Here is a 14,762-nt window from a genome sequence, read left to right as displayed (position 1 = left end):
ATTGTCACCCTGCCTTCTGAATATCTAAAGCCCTATCTCTGCCCTTCGAACGTTAGCTTTTAACCGCACCTTCCATGATGCCCGCTATGAACTGCCGGCTGACCAATAAGAAGAAGATGATCAGCGGAACGGTAGCCATGAGCGTACCTGTCATGACCATCGAATAATCGGCGGTATGAACGGATTTTAACTGCTGCAATGCCAGCATCAATGTGAATTTGGAGGTGTCCGTCAATACGATCAAAGGCCACAAATAATCTTCCCAAACGCCCATGAACGTCGTGATCGCCAGAAATGCAAGCGCAGGCCTAAGGATCGGCAGCGCAATCCGCCAATAAAGTCCAAATTTGCTGCACCCGTCGATGCGGGCGGCTTCCAGCAAATCTTCATGAATAGCCAGTGCATACTGCCTAATCCAGAATATCCCGAACGCGCTTGCCATACTCGGTACAATGAGCGCTTTATAGCTGCCCAGCCAGCCGAATTCCTTAATGATAATAAATTGCGGTACAAGCAGCATCTGAGCGGGAATCATCATCGTTGCAATCATTAAATAGAAGAGCACTTTGGAGCCTGGAAATTTGAATTTCGCGAACGTAAATCCGGTCAAAGAATTGAAAAATAACTGAAGCACCGTACTCGATACAGCAATAAACAACGTATTGAAGAATGCCCGAGTAAAATTGATATTTTCCATCACATGGTTGAAGTTAGTCATGAAATAGCTGCCGAATGTCAACTTCGGCGGAAAAGCAAAAATGGCGCTCGTTTCATTCGTCGACATGACGACAAGCCAGTAAAAGGGGAAAATGGATAATACGACACCCATTAACAAAAAAGCATGCACGGCTATTTTTTTTGAAGTCATCTTATCTATGCTCCTTAATCATCCGATCTGTTGAAGAGCTTCCAGTTTAATACGGATATTATTCCGATTATAATGAACAATACCCAAGATACAGCCGCCGCGTATCCATAGTTCTGATAAATAAAACCTTCCCGGAACATATAGAGAACGATCGTATCCGAGCCTGGATATGGAGACTGATTCCCTGCTAACACCTGTGGCTCCGTAAAAATTTGAAATCCGCCGATCGTAGACATCATGACGGAGAATAAGATGATGGGTCTGAGCATAGGTATCGTAATTTTCGTAAAGGTCTGAAATGTGGTTGCACCATCGAGATTCGCTGCCTCGTACAGGTCTTTGGGAATCCTCTGCAGGCCGGATAGAAAAATAACCGCATTGTAGCCCATATATCTCCACCCGATCATGGCGGCGATGACAACTCTGACACCGGCGCTGGAATTGAACCACGCGATTTTGTCCAAGCCAAGCTTCTCTAGAAAATAGTTGATCAAACCATACTCGTTGCCAAACATCGATTGAAAAATAATAACAACAGCTACCATAGCTGTAATATTCGGAAGGAAATAGGCAATTCGGAAGATTCCCTTGAATTTCACGATCGACATATTGATTACAAAGGCAACGACCAGCGCAATAACGAGCATAGGTCCGTTAGCCAATAACCAAATCGCGACATTGTTGATTAGTACCTGCCAGAAGCTCGGATCCTTAAACATATATACAAAGTTATTAAACCCTACTGACTGCATCTCTCCGATTCCATCCCATTTATGTACGGAAAGGTAAATCGAAAAGAAAATAGGAAAGACAGAAAAGATAAGGAACAAGATATAAAAAGGAGAAATAAACAGATAAAGCATCCTGCTCTTGTAAATGTCTTTTAAAAGGCCTCCCATATTACTCCTCCACGAATTCGATGAGGCAGGCTTCAATCTGCATGCCCGCCTCATCCTTTATTTGATTCCCGGTTCCGGGCGGAATTCACTTAGCGCGAAAGCTGGCGTTTAATTTTTTCCTGCGCGTCCGTCCATGCCTTCTCCGGATCTTCCTTCTTGGTATCTACGAATCCGAGTGCCTCTACAATGACGTTTGCGACCATATCGTCTCTGGAGTCCGTATGTGCGACTTTTACGTCTTTTGCCGCATCGGCAAATACCGGGCTCAGATCTTGACCGCCGAAAAATTCATTCTTGTTCACCATTTCCGGTTTAGAGTAAATTTCAGGCGTAGACGGATAATTGCCGAATTCTTTGTAGCCGGTCATTAAGTTCTCTGGGCTGACCAGGAATTTGATAAGCTCATACGCTTCCTTCGGATGCTCGGAGGATTTCAAGACTCCGAGGAATGACCCGCCTTGATTGCCCACGCCGCCCGGCGGATAAGCAATATTCCATTTTCCCTTCGTGCCTGGCGCTGCGCTGATTAGATCGCCCACCGCCCATGAAGCCCCGGTAAATGAAGAAACTTTACCGTTATTAATAGCTGCATTTTTCTCGGAATCATTTGAGAATGGGAACGTTAATCCTTCTTGATAAGCTTTTACCGATGCATCCCAAGCACTTTTTATATGGGCTTGATCCCCGATGTAAGTACCATCCTGATCAAAGAAACTTTTGCTGTTTTGACCAATCAGGCTTCGGAAGATATCCACGATCGTACCGGATTGTGTGCCTGTTGAATCCTTTACCTGCTTCAGGAGCTTGAAATAATCATCCCAGGTTTTCACTTGGCTCTTAATAGCGTCAGCCGTGCTCGGCACTCCTGCTTTCGCGAACAAATCACTCCGGTAATACAAGACAACCGGTGCAACGTCAATCGGCAAACCGATCAAATATTTATCATCGCTGGTCGCTGCCATTTTCCACTTCCAGTCCAAATATTGGGGCTGAATATCTCGGGCTCCTTGATCATATAAGTTTAGGAATTTATCCTTATATGCCAGCATGGATGAAATCCAGCTGTCCATCGCAACAATATCAGGACCGCTTCCGCCGCCGGCAATCGTCGTTTTCAATTTGGTCAGGTAGTCGCCTCCGGATGGAAGCTTCTCTGCCTGTAAATTAATTTCTGGAAATTTCTTCTTCGCAGCCACAATTGTCGAATCGGAGACCGCACCATTCCAGTACCACAGCCTCAAGGTAATTTTTTGATCTGCAGCGCTTCCATTTCCACCCGTGTTGTTCGTTTTGCTTTGACCGCAAGCCGTTACGACGAGAATAAAGCATAAGGCTAGCAGAGCGCTGGACAAGGCTTTGAATTTCATTGTTGTGTTCCCCCAATTCTGAATTCGAAAAAGTTGAAATTGCGTAAATATCCGGCTAATCCTGATCATCATACGATTAAGTATTCCCATACTAATCCTGTTCATGTCGATGCAAACAAACCTCTTCTACCACCGCCTAATTCATTCGGGATTATTATCTGGAATCGATTCCATATTTGGATATGGTACCGATACCATATTGATAGCTGAAAGCTATTCCAGATTGCTAGATGTTGTTCTGGAATCGATTCCATATGAACTGAGTTCAGTATAATCTCTTCAATGGCGTTTGACAATAGCAATTAGGCATTTCTCATTAATCCGCTTACAGGTGATATTTTCAACCTGCACCCTGCCGCGCTGGGAGCCTTGAATCCGATTTCATTCGTGCCCGGTGAGTTTAATGGCCGGCATACATGGAAAAAATGAAACTTATTACGAACAAGGAGCCTTTCATCATGAATTCCATGCCTACGGACTCGCAGGAAGCTGTTTCCTCCTCTCTGGATGGGAATCATAAAATCCTTACTAACTTGTATAACAACTGTCAGGATGTCATATTTCGCTCCTTTAGTATCGGCGCAAAGACAGAGGCATTCCTTGTCTATATCGACGGCATGGTGAATCTCGATTCCCTTCATCGGAATGTGCTGTCCCCATTATCTGTCGTACAACCTGAAGATGATGGCTCCCTCCTCAATGAAAGACTGGCTTCTCTCATCTCTATCGTGAAATACAGTGAAATAAAGATGATCTCCGAGGCCGTATCAAAGCTCTCCAGCGGCAATGTGATTCTATTCATTGACGGTTTTGCAATCGGGTATTCTTTAGGTCTTGGCACGTGGGAAAAACGCAACATTGAGGAACCGACTGCGGAATCGCTCGTCCGAGGTCCGCGGGAAGGATTCACAGAGACGATCAGCGTAAACACCTCTATGCTGCGGCGAAAAATCAAAAGTCCATCATTGAAAATGATTCCTTTTCAGACTGGAAGGCATACCCGCACGGAAGTGCTCATCGTATACATGGAGGGAATCGCCAACCCATCGCTTATTACAGAGGTACAGGAACGGATAGAGCGCATCGATATCGACGGTATTCTGGAGAGCGGTTATATTGAGGGATTAATTGAGGACAATCCATTCTCTCCCTTCCCCCAAATTCAAGCGACCGAGCGGCCGGATGTGGTAAGTGCTTCACTCCTGGAAGGACGGGTATCCATCTTAGTGGATGGAACTCCGTTCGCCCTGATCGCTCCGGCAACCTTATTCAATCTCCTGCAGTCACCCGAGGATTATTACCAAAGGTTCGTTATCGGTTCGCTCATCCGGTGGCTTCGCTACTTTTTCTTTGTGATTAGTTTGGTTCTGCCTTCCTTGTATGTTGCAATTCTGACTTTTCATCAAGAAATGGTACCGACATCGCTGCTTCTTAGCATTGCAAAATCAAGAGAAGATATTCCGTTCCCTGCGCTTGTCGAAGCGCTCCTGATGGAAGTATCGTTCGAGGCATTGCGGGAAGCCGGCGTCCGACTTCCCAAACAGGTCGGCGCAGCCGTCAGTATCGTTGGCGCGCTTGTCATTGGACAAGCCGCCACTTCTGCCGGACTCGTATCCTCGCCAATGGTTATGGTTGTGGCCATAACCGGAATCGCGTCGTTCATGATGCCGCAGTATGCCGCAGGTATTGCACTGAGAATGCTGCGCTTTCCAATCATGCTTTTATCAGGAATGCTTGGTCTGCTTGGCTTGATGCTGGGCATCATTGTACTCGTGATTCATCTTTGTTCCCTGCGCTCGCTTGGGGTTCCTTATCTCCAGCCGCTTGCACCGATGAAAGGGAGCGAGCTTAAAGACGTGCTGATCCGGGCTCCAATCTGGTCCATGAGGACAAGACCCAGCTTGACAGGGAAAACCAACTATATTCGCCAGCCTTCGGGAAATAAGCCAGAACCGACTAAAGGGAATGAACCATCATGATAGAAAAAGGTCGAATATCTCCGCTTCAATTGGCCATATTGATGCATCCGACTATTCTGGCTACAGCCGCGCTTATCGTTCCTTCTTTAACGATGCAGGCAGCAGGCAGGGACATGTGGATGACACCCTTCTTAGCCTCCATAATCGGTTTGTTGACCGTCTATGTGATGTATAAGCTACATTGCAAATTCCCAAACGATACGTTTGTAGAATATGTGGATACGATTCTGGGACCCTGCATGGGAAGAGCCCTTTCTTTGATCTATCTGATCTCCTTCATCTACTCCACCGGCATTGTCCTTCGGGAGTATGGGGAGTTCATTGTGGAAACATTCCTGGTGCAAACACCGATTATTATCGTCATGATTTGTATGGCAGCCGTATGCGGTTATTCGGTTCATGCAGGTATCGAGGTTATTGCCCGTTCTGCGCAAGTACTTGTGCCTCCTGCAATCTGCGTGATTTTCGGTATGCTCGTCATTATGGCTCCTGATATGCACCTTAAGCAAATTCAGCCGATATTGGAGCATGGGCTGTTCCCTTCTGTCGCGGGATCTCTCATACTCGGCTCCTGGTTCTCACAGTTTTTTCTAATCGCATTCCTGCTGCCGATCCTAAAAGAAAAAGGAAAACCTGCATTGAAATGGAGCCTTATTAGCCTTGGCGTAGTTGTATTGACCATGCTCAGCATCAACTTCGCTGTGCTGTTTATATTCGGAACGCTGAGCAAAGACCTAAACTACCCTTTTCTCACAGCTGTACGCTATATCTCATTGGCTGATTTTCTCGAGCATATTGAATCCTTGCTTATGTCGGTTTGGTTAATAGGTATTTTCATTAAAGTAGCCGTCGGCTATTATGTATCTGTTCTTGCAGCAGCCCAGTGCCTGAAGCTCTCGAGCTACCGGTCCTTAATCTTACCGATTGGCTTTCTCATTGTTCTTTTCAGTATTTGGGCAGCACCTAATTTCGGGGTGCTCACACAAATATTAAAAACAACCATACCCTTTTACTCCTTGACTTTCCAGCTCCTGCTGCCTATTCTCCTTCTTGTGCTGGCAGCCATTCGAAAGGGGAAGAAACAATGAAGGGCATGAGCCGAAGCCATCCGCTTGTGCTGGCTATCTTCCTTTGCTTCTATGCAGTTATTCTGACTGGATGCTGGGACCGCACAGAAGTCAATGATTTGGCGCTCATAACCGGAGCGGCTATCGATTATCATTCCAAAAAAAAAATCGCGTTATCGGTTCAGATTTTTATCGCGCGTGCTTCTGGCGGCGGCGGAGGCGTGGGAATGGAAAAAAAAAGCGGATCCGGTACTCAGAATACATTTGTTCGAACCGCAACCGGTGAGAACATCGCGGCTGCGCTTGCAAATCTCCAGGAGCAGATTCCAAGAAAGCTGTTCTGGGGGCATGCGGAAATTGTCATTTTCGGGGAGGCAGCAGCCAAAAACGGAATTCGGGATGATATCGATTATTTGATGAGAGCGCCGCAGCCTAGAGAGAGGGCTTATATCTATGTCAGCAAAGGAAAAGCAAGTGAAGCCCTTGAATTACAATCCATTCTCGAACGGGATACATCGGAAGTATTAAGGGAAATATCCAAAAGCAAAATCATGATAAGCGTTACCTTAGCGGAGCTGGCTGCTATGCTGACCAGCGATTCAGGGGATGCTGCACTGCCATATTTGAACCCGGTCATATCCAAGTCTGAGAAAGATAAAGCTATGAGCTTAATTAGAGGAACCGCGGTTTTCAAGAAAGACAAGATGACAGGCAGCATTAATGACAGCATCTCAAGGGGAGCCTTGTGGCTGCGTAATGAAATGAAGACCGCGGTGATAACCGTAAATCCGAAAAATAGCAGCGGGGAGTTATCCTTTCGGCTGCTCAACAGCAGCACGAAGCTGAAACCGTCCATTGTTAACGGGGAGTTAAAGATGGCGGTCGACATTCATACAGAGGTAGATGCGCTTCAGAACGAAACATCGTTAAATTTGATATCGGATGAGAAAGCCCTTAAAAAAGTTGAAGCTTACATAAACTTTGATATTGAGTCACGGGTGAAGCTCGCTTTAAAGAGAGTCCAGAAGGGAATGAAGTCAGATATCTTTGATTTTGCCAGTGTCTTTCATCGCGCCTATCCAAAAGAGTGGGAGAAGATGAAGGATCACTGGAGTGAACTCTATCCAACAGTCGACGTTACAGTTACGGCGAAGTCGAAAGTTCTGCGTCCAGGACTGTCAAACGTAGAACCGACTTCCCCTAAGTAGGTGGATAAAAATGACTAAAGGAGAATTTCCATTACTGATGTCGGTTTGTTTGATCCTTTCGATTGTCCACTGGGTGAAGGTGAGGAATGCGCCAAAGAACGAAATTGTGGCATCCCTCACCATACTGGCTGTTGGCTGGGTAATCGCCGTCCTGCTATTCATCGTTCCGAGTTTACCAGGACCTACCCAATTGGTGGATTTCATATTCCGCCCGCTCGGTAAATTTCTTGATAGAGGAAGCTGAACCATGAACAAGATGAGAATTAGCGGGAATCAATTGTTTTGGTTAATGTCTACGATGCAAGTGGGCATGACCATATTGCTAACGATCAATCCAGCCATAGAGATTGCGCGGCAGGATGCTTGGATTTCCACTGCGGCAGCCGGGATATTTGGTGTATTCACCGCTTTTGTCTCCTCACGTCTGAGTAACATCTTTCCTCATCAAACCTTTGTTGAATATGTCGAGCGAATAATAGGAAGGTGGTTGGGTAAAACAGTCGTTTTTCTTTATATGCTGTTCTGGTATTCCGTGCTGGCAATCATACTACGGCAGTATTCGGAATTAATTGTGGGCACTATACTCCCCCGTACACCCCTTATTGTCCCCATCCTCGGCATGCTCTTGGTTGCGGTATATGTGACGGCCTCGGGAATAGAAGCGATTGCACGCTGCAGCGAAATTTTGGGTCCGTTTGTTTTGCTTGCCATTTTGATTCCACTGCTGCTTAGCATTAAGGATTTGGATTTTACGAACATTCTTCCCATATATGTGGACTCGGGATGGATGACCATACTGAAAGGGTCGCTGCCGACATCCTCCTTTCTAGGAGATAGTGTCCTGCTGATGATGGTATTTGCGTTCGTTTCCCATCCTAAGAAGGGTATGAAACCTGCGATTTGGGGGGTCGGCACGGCTGCCATCCTGACATGTGCGGCTTCTTTTGCAATTGTGTCCACTCTAGGCCATGCTACCAGTTCCTCATTGACTTACCCTTATTTTAATCTGGTCCGGTATCTCTCCTATTTTGATTTTGTACAAAATCTGGACTCTTTGGTCATTGCCATTTGGATTATCGGCATCTTCGTGAAGGTCTCTCTTTATTTCTTTATCAGCACCTACGGTACAGCTCAGTGGTGCGGCGTTCACAATTGGAGGAAGATGATGTGGGTTGTGGCACCTCTTGCTGTAATTCTTGCCCTGCTGCCCCGTGACTTTATCGACAGCTCTGTTTTTTTTCCGCAGAAGATCGCGATTCCATTCATTCTCCCCTTCCATATGTTAGTCATGCCGCTTCTGCTTTGGGGGATTGCGAAGTTCAGGAGCAAAGGAACGAACTGATGATCAATGAAGGAATAAACCTGACTAATGGGAGCATTCATTAGCTCCTTTGTTTTAATACACACCCGATATGGAAACAATGAACAAAAAGAAGTCGGGTGATTCGATGAGCTCCGCTATGAACCCTTTAAACACAAATATCGAAGAATCGCTGAGCATCATTAACATCGGTCTTGGCAGCAGCACTGACCTAGTCATAAGAAGATTCACCCTTCAGTCTAGCAGCAAACCAATTAAGGCAGCCATAATCTATATGGATGGACTTGCAAATCCCAAAGAAATATTAGAATCACTTCTTATAGACAGCAAAGAAACGGATGTGTTTCTCCAAGCTTCGGAGGAAGTAAATCCAATAACCATCATCAAAGACCGCATTCTCAAAATAGGCGGCATTCCCGGCGTAACGGATTTTGATTCCTTGTACCATATGATTTTATCAGGAGATACCGTTATTCTGCTCGATGGCTGTCCAGAGGGTATCGCTGCAAGCACAGCGCACTGGAAAGACCGAGGAGTTACAGAACCCTCTTCCCAGTCCGTTGTCCGAGGTCCGCGCGAGGGTTTCTCCGAAACCTTACGAACCAACACAGTTCTAATCCGCAGGAAAATAAAAGACCCTAACCTTTGGATGGAAACCAGACAAATCGGACGTGTTACCCAAACTGATGTAGCCCTTATGTTCATCAAAGGAATCGCGAACGATCAGGTTGTGGGTGAAGTCCGTCAACGTTTGGACCGGATTAATTTGGATGCCATATTGGAGAGCGGCTATATCGAAGAGATGATTCAAGATGAAACCTACACACCATTTCCAACTGTTTATAATACAGAACGGCCGGATGTGGTTGCAGCTGGACTTCTGGAAGGGCGCATTGCCATTGTCGTAGACGGCACCCCCTTCGTCCTCCTCGTACCTGCGTTATTTACGCATTTTCTCCAAACCGCGGAGGACTATTATCAACGGGCGGATATCGGCTCAATACTTCGGCTTCTCCGATACCTGTGCCTGTTTATTGCCTTGCTTGCACCTGCTGCCTATATCGCAGTAACGACTTTTCATCAAGAAATGATACCCACATCCTTGCTTATAAACATTGCAGCCCAGCGAGAGGGAATCCCGTTCCCTGCTTTTGTCGAGGCTTTTCTGATGGAAGTTACCTTTGAAATTCTGAGGGAAGCCGGCGTTCGAATGCCCAAGACCGTCGGTCAGGCCGTATCCATCGTAGGAGCTCTTGTTATTGGACAAGCGGCAGTTGAAGCAGGATTGGTCGGACCGGCAATGGTAATCATCGTATCGATAACTGCGATATCCAACTTCGTCATTCCTTCCTACAACATGGGAATAACCATTCGAATGATACGGTTCGCTCTTATGATGCTTGCCGCAACCTTGGGTTTGTATGGAATACTCGTTGGCTTAATCGCAATGGTCCTCCATCTATGCAGCTTACGTTCGTTTGGTACTCCCTACTTGGCCCCCTTTGCGCCATTCATCATGGAGGATCAAAAGGACAATATCTTCCGTCTGCCGCATTGGGCGTTATTTACCCGTCCACGGCTAATAAGTCCGAATCATGTCAAACGGGAACAAAACAGCTCCATTCCCGAACCGAACCCGAAAAGCTAGCATCGATACATGATACAAGCTGCAAAAAGTTGCAATAGAACTTAAAGGTGATGAACTGGTGATGTTAAGAAGAGGCATGCAAATAACCTTTATTACCGTTGCGATACTTATATTAACAGGCTGTTGGAATCGAAAAGAGCTCAATGAACTGTCCATTACGACGGCATTAGGCTTTGATAAGAATAAGGATAAGGATGGATATCATGTATCTGTTCAATTAATCAATCCAAGTGAAATTGCAGCTAAGAACGCGGGTAGTCAGCGGCTGCCTGTCGTTACGCTGCAAATAGGGACTGAGCGAACCATCTTTGAATCCATTCGGGAGCTGACAAGGTCCACGCCAAGAAAAATTTATACCTCTCATTTGCGAATCCTAGTCATTGGCGAGGAGCTGGCCCGTGAGGGGATCGCCAAGGTGCTGGACGGACTTTCAAGAGATCATGAAATGAGAACGGATTTCTACATCATAGTAGCTAAGAATACGACTGCTAATGAAGTGTTAGAGATTTTAACTCCTCTTGAAAAAATTCCTGCAAATAAACTGTTCTCCTCTCTTGAAACTACCGAGAATAGCTGGGGAGCAAGCTCCAAAGTCGATTTGCATCAGCTCATATTTGATCTGGTCGATAAAGGCAAGGATCCCGTGCTGGCAGGCATTCGAATTAAAGGGAATCCCCGGCTGGGACATACGCGGGCCAACTTAGATTCAGCAACTCCTCCAACGGTGTTGGAGTATCAAAATCTAGCAGTCTTCCGTAAAGATAAATTGGTTGGATGGCTCAATTCGAAAGAGAGCAAAGGCTATAACTACATCCAAGGAAACATCAAGAGCACAATCGTCCGGGTTAGTTGTCCGGATGGGGGCAATCTCAACGTTGAGCTTCTTAAGACGCATCATAAAATAAAAGGCAGGATCGTAAACGGTCATCCTGAGGTAGATGTAAGCGTCCGCGCGGAGGGCAACATCGGGGAAGTAGAATGTATGATGAAATTAGGCACGGATCGGTCCATTTCTATTATTGAGAAAAAAGTACGTGCAGAAATCAAAGGAACGATGCAGCAGGCCGTTCGTAAAGCAAAGAAGTATCAATCCGATATCTTCGGATTTGGAACAGCCATCCATCGTGCCAATTACAAAGTATGGAGTCAATTGCAGGATCATTGGGAGCAGGAGTTTGTCGATCTGCCTGTTCATATTACCGTCCGTGTGAAAATCCGCCGTACCGGCTCCGTAGTTGAATCCTTCCTCGAGAGAATGGGAGGATCCTAAAGTGCTTTTGGTAACGATCATCGCGGCTGTTCTTGTTATTCGATATGAATTCCCCCTGCTCTTGAAGAAAAAGCTTCATAAAGAGCTGTGGGTATTTTCCATCCTGATCGCTTTTGGACTACTGTTAAGCATCCTGCAAGGTTTGCAAATTCCGATCCCAAATCCGTTAGATTGGATCACCGCCATATTTAAACCGATGAGCAGAATGATATTATCTGCCTAGAGCAGCTCATGGAAAGGGGGCGCCGGAGGATGATTGAGAAAGGTAAAATCAATATACGTCAGTTCACAATATTAGTCATTCTCTTCAGTTTGGGGAGTACGATATTAATCGTACCGTCAGCGCTTGCATCCGTTGCCAAGCAGGATGGATGGATCGCTGCAATAGTCGGGATCGTGCTTGGCATTTTGCCTTTACTTATCTACATCGCCCTAGGGACTCGATTTCCCAATCAATCATTAATGGAGTATTGTGAGCGGATCCTCGGAAAGTGGGCCGGTAAATTCGTCGGACTGCTGTTTTTCTCTTTTTTCTTCCTTCTGGCAGCTCTGGTTCTTCGCAATGTTGGCGATTTTATAACGACTATCATCATGCCTGAGACACCTATCCAGGTTGTGCATCTCGTCTTTCTGATTGTTATCATGATGGGTATCAGTCTTGGATTAGAAGTCATCGGACGCGCTTCAGAGATTTTTCTTCCTTGGGTTATCTTTCTTATTTTTATCTTGATTACCTTTTTGATTCCGCAGATTGATTTCGATAGAATCCAGCCTGTTTTTGAAGCCAAAATGACGTCGATCCTGCATGGCAGTTTATCTGTTCTTTCCATTCCGTATTTAGAAATGGTTGTATTTCTTATGCTCTACCCCTACATCAGGCAAAATAAAAAGGTTGGAAAAGCACTCATCAAAGGCGGGCTCCTTGGCGGCGGCATCATTGTAATCCTTACCCTCTGCTGTATTCTTGTCCTTGGCTGGGACTTCACCTCCAGGCACACGTTTCCAAGCTATACCTTAGCTAAAAAGATACATGTCGGCGAATTTCTGCAGCGAATTGAGGTGCTGGTTGCAATCATTTGGTTTTTAACGATATTTTTCAAGCTTGCCGTTTGTTTCTACGCCTCTGTACTAGGGCTGGCCCAGATCTTCAACTTAAGCTCCTATCGGCCGATTATCGTGCCATGCGGAATGATTTTGGCGGTATTATCCATTATTGTCTACCCCAATATTGTTTATTTTCGAATTTTCGCATCCGAAATTTGGCCTTTTTATGCCCTCACCTTTGGGCTGTTTATCCCGCTGCTGTTATTGGCGGTATCCTCACTTAGATCCATTAGAGGGTAGATACCTGCGATCTGCGGCCAATCGTTGGGTGGGTCATGGATTAAACGAAATGAAAATAAAAATGGCCGTCGAGGTTTCTCGACAGCCATAAGCCTGATAGAACAAGCTTTTTTAAAACCTTTTATGTTGGGCTTTTATGTACGTAGACATCTGCCTGGAGACAATGCGTGCTCGAGCTGTGTGTCAGTTGAAAGGTACGCAGTTCCTGATTCGAGCACTGTACTTCCTTCAGACGATATTCGTCACATGAAAGGAAGCTGCTTGCGAATCGGCGGGGTTTGTTGCCCAGCCTTAACGGCTGTTTCATTAGAAATAAATTCGAGCATACGTTCGATGTCAAGACCGATGGATTGAGCAACTTCTAATACATCAAGTTTAACTGGTGTTTCCTTTCCAGTAATAGGAATCGCTCCTCTCCTTTAGGTAATAACCTGATTATAGTAAGTTATTTCTGCTGGGTATGTCGAAATTTGTAGTATTAGAGAATTTTTATATATACAATTCTTTGCCAGGCACCCTTTTTATGAAGTAAATTACCAATGAAATACACCTGAACTACTCCTCCTTCACCGCTTGCGTTCCCATACGGATTCTTGGCCTGCATCTGATCGGCTGCGTTTTTATTATAAAATAATCACCTTAAAATTGGGAATTCTATATTGAATCGTGTTATTCTCAGTCGTGAGCGATACTACTCGCTTCAAACACAAAGGCTTTTAAATCCTGAATGATTGGAACTAGACGAAATGCTTGATTACCATGCCCTTTATGACCAATATCGCCCGTTGCTTTTCTCTATCGCCTACAGGATGCTCGGATTGTCTCAGGACGCCGAAGATATCGTTCAGGACGTATTCGTAGCATTACAACAACAGAATACTTGTGAAATCGTTAATATAAAAGCGTATCTTTGTAAACTTGTCACCAATCGCTGAATATGTTCCTTCAGTTGTCTTCTTTGATGTACAAACTAAAAACAAAGTTTAAGGAGGAAGTTATCGATGACGAATTTAATCGCTGATATAAAGATTCCCGATAGTAAACTAGCCGTTGAAGCTGCTGAATTATTGCGTGAGCATGGCGACGACCTTCCGTGGAACCACTCGAACCGGGTATTTCTGTTCGCGGCTATGAAGGGTAACCTGAATCAAATGAAATACGATTCTGAATTGCTTTATATCAGTTCGCTTTTCCACGATCTCGGCCTTACTCCCGCATTCCGAAGCACGGACAAACGCTTTGAGGTCGATGGGGCTAACGCTGCCCGCGATTTTCTTAAAAGTCGCGGCGTCCCGGAAGATTCCATTCGCCTTGTATGGGATGCTGTTGCCCTGCATACAACCATCGGAATCGTCGAGTATAAGGAAACCGAAGCGGCGCTTATGAATTTTGGCGTCGGTTATGATGTGGTCGGGAAGAACTTCGATCTTATCTCAGCAGAAGCGCGGCAGCAAGTCGTCGAGGCTTTTCCTCGCAACCGGTTCAAACACAACATCTTACATGCATTCTTGGAAGGCTTCAAACACAAACCGGAAACAACATATGGAACGATTAACGCCGACGTATGCGAACTGCTTCTTCCGGGATATAAGCGCCCCAACTTTTGCCATCATGTACTTCATTCCAAATGGGATGAGTAATTGACTTGAATGATCGGTTGCCTTTACTCTGGCGGCATGATGCTAACGGGTACTTTTGTTCAGTAAACAGCAGCAGTCTAAGACTGAACTGCACCCCGTCAAGTAGACAGTACAAATAAATAAAGGCAATTAGGCGGCCTTAGTCCTGTAC

General features: G+C 45.5%; 13 protein-coding genes and 1 pseudogene. 11 read left to right on the top strand and 3 right to left on the bottom strand.

Going from position 1 to position 14,762, the window contains the following annotated elements; all coding sequences use genetic code 11:
* Positions 1 to 52: 52 nt before the first annotated feature.
* The 3 genes from ACFPYJ_RS01870 to ACFPYJ_RS01860 all read right to left on the bottom strand — a co-directional run bounded on the left by ACFPYJ_RS01870 (position 53) and on the right by ACFPYJ_RS01860 (position 3,134).
* The gene (locus tag ACFPYJ_RS01870) at positions 53 to 868 is read right to left on the bottom strand and encodes a carbohydrate ABC transporter permease (protein WP_379186345.1); all 816 of its coding nucleotides are present in this window, start codon (positions 866 to 868) and stop codon (positions 53 to 55) included.
* A gap of 14 nt (positions 869 to 882) precedes the next feature.
* Positions 883 to 1,620: a carbohydrate ABC transporter permease gene (locus ACFPYJ_RS01865; protein ID WP_379186344.1), complete on the bottom strand. Its 738-nt coding sequence runs from the start codon at positions 1,618 to 1,620 to the stop codon at positions 883 to 885.
* 236 nt (positions 1,621 to 1,856) lie between these two features.
* Entirely contained in the window at positions 1,857 to 3,134 is a 1,278-nt protein-coding gene (locus ACFPYJ_RS01860; RefSeq protein WP_379186343.1) for an ABC transporter substrate-binding protein, read from the bottom strand.
* A gap of 458 nt (positions 3,135 to 3,592) precedes the next feature.
* Here ACFPYJ_RS01860 and ACFPYJ_RS01855 point away from each other — a divergent pair, with 458 nt between their 5' ends.
* The 11 genes and pseudogenes from ACFPYJ_RS01855 (at position 3,593) to ACFPYJ_RS01805 (ending at position 14,611) form a co-directional block, all read left to right on the top strand.
* Positions 3,593 to 5,113: a spore germination protein gene (locus tag ACFPYJ_RS01855; protein WP_379186342.1), complete on the top strand. Its 1,521-nt coding sequence runs from the start codon at positions 3,593 to 3,595 to the stop codon at positions 5,111 to 5,113.
* Positions 5,110 to 6,201, top strand: a complete 1,092-nt coding sequence (locus ACFPYJ_RS01850) for a GerAB/ArcD/ProY family transporter (protein ID WP_379186341.1) — start codon at positions 5,110 to 5,112, stop codon at positions 6,199 to 6,201. The genes ACFPYJ_RS01855 and ACFPYJ_RS01850 overlap by 4 nt, the downstream gene beginning before the upstream one ends.
* Positions 6,198 to 7,388, top strand: a complete 1,191-nt coding sequence (locus ACFPYJ_RS01845) for a Ger(x)C family spore germination protein (protein ID WP_379186340.1) — start codon at positions 6,198 to 6,200, stop codon at positions 7,386 to 7,388. The genes ACFPYJ_RS01850 and ACFPYJ_RS01845 overlap by 4 nt, the downstream gene beginning before the upstream one ends.
* A 10-nt stretch (positions 7,389 to 7,398) precedes the next feature.
* A complete protein-coding gene (locus ACFPYJ_RS01840; protein ID WP_379186339.1) occupies positions 7,399 to 7,632 on the top strand; it encodes a hypothetical protein in 234 nt (77 codons plus the stop codon).
* A gap of 3 nt (positions 7,633 to 7,635) precedes the next feature.
* A complete protein-coding gene (locus tag ACFPYJ_RS01835) occupies positions 7,636 to 8,730 on the top strand; it encodes a GerAB/ArcD/ProY family transporter (RefSeq protein WP_379186338.1) in 1,095 nt (364 codons plus the stop codon).
* A gap of 118 nt (positions 8,731 to 8,848) precedes the next feature.
* Positions 8,849 to 10,357 (top strand): spore germination protein, encoded by a 1,509-nt coding sequence (locus ACFPYJ_RS01830; protein WP_379186337.1) that lies wholly within the window; start codon positions 8,849 to 8,851, stop codon positions 10,355 to 10,357.
* Between the two features lie 61 nt (positions 10,358 to 10,418).
* Positions 10,419 to 11,627: a Ger(x)C family spore germination protein gene (locus tag ACFPYJ_RS01825; protein ID WP_379186408.1), complete on the top strand. Its 1,209-nt coding sequence runs from the start codon at positions 10,419 to 10,421 to the stop codon at positions 11,625 to 11,627.
* A gap of 1 nt (position 11,628) precedes the next feature.
* Positions 11,629 to 11,850 (top strand): hypothetical protein, encoded by a 222-nt coding sequence (locus ACFPYJ_RS01820; RefSeq protein ID WP_379186336.1) that lies wholly within the window; start codon positions 11,629 to 11,631, stop codon positions 11,848 to 11,850.
* Positions 11,851 to 11,879: 29 nt separating this feature from the next.
* The gene (locus ACFPYJ_RS01815; RefSeq protein ID WP_379186335.1) at positions 11,880 to 12,971 is read left to right on the top strand and encodes a GerAB/ArcD/ProY family transporter; all 1,092 of its coding nucleotides are present in this window, start codon (positions 11,880 to 11,882) and stop codon (positions 12,969 to 12,971) included.
* Between the two features lie 746 nt (positions 12,972 to 13,717).
* A pseudogene (locus ACFPYJ_RS01810) lies at positions 13,718 to 13,903 on the top strand (sigma factor); the annotation flags it as partial.
* Positions 13,904 to 13,972: 69 nt separating this feature from the next.
* Positions 13,973 to 14,611: an HD domain-containing protein gene (locus ACFPYJ_RS01805; RefSeq protein ID WP_379186334.1), complete on the top strand. Its 639-nt coding sequence runs from the start codon at positions 13,973 to 13,975 to the stop codon at positions 14,609 to 14,611.
* Positions 14,612 to 14,762: the final 151 nt, after the last annotated feature.

This window comes from Paenibacillus solisilvae (assembly GCF_042656405.1).
Classification (GTDB): Bacteria; Bacillota; Bacilli; order Paenibacillales; family Paenibacillaceae; genus Paenibacillus_Z; species Paenibacillus_Z solisilvae.
The sequence above is the reverse complement of the archived record's forward strand: the minus strand, read 5'-3'. Positions and strand labels throughout refer to the sequence as shown.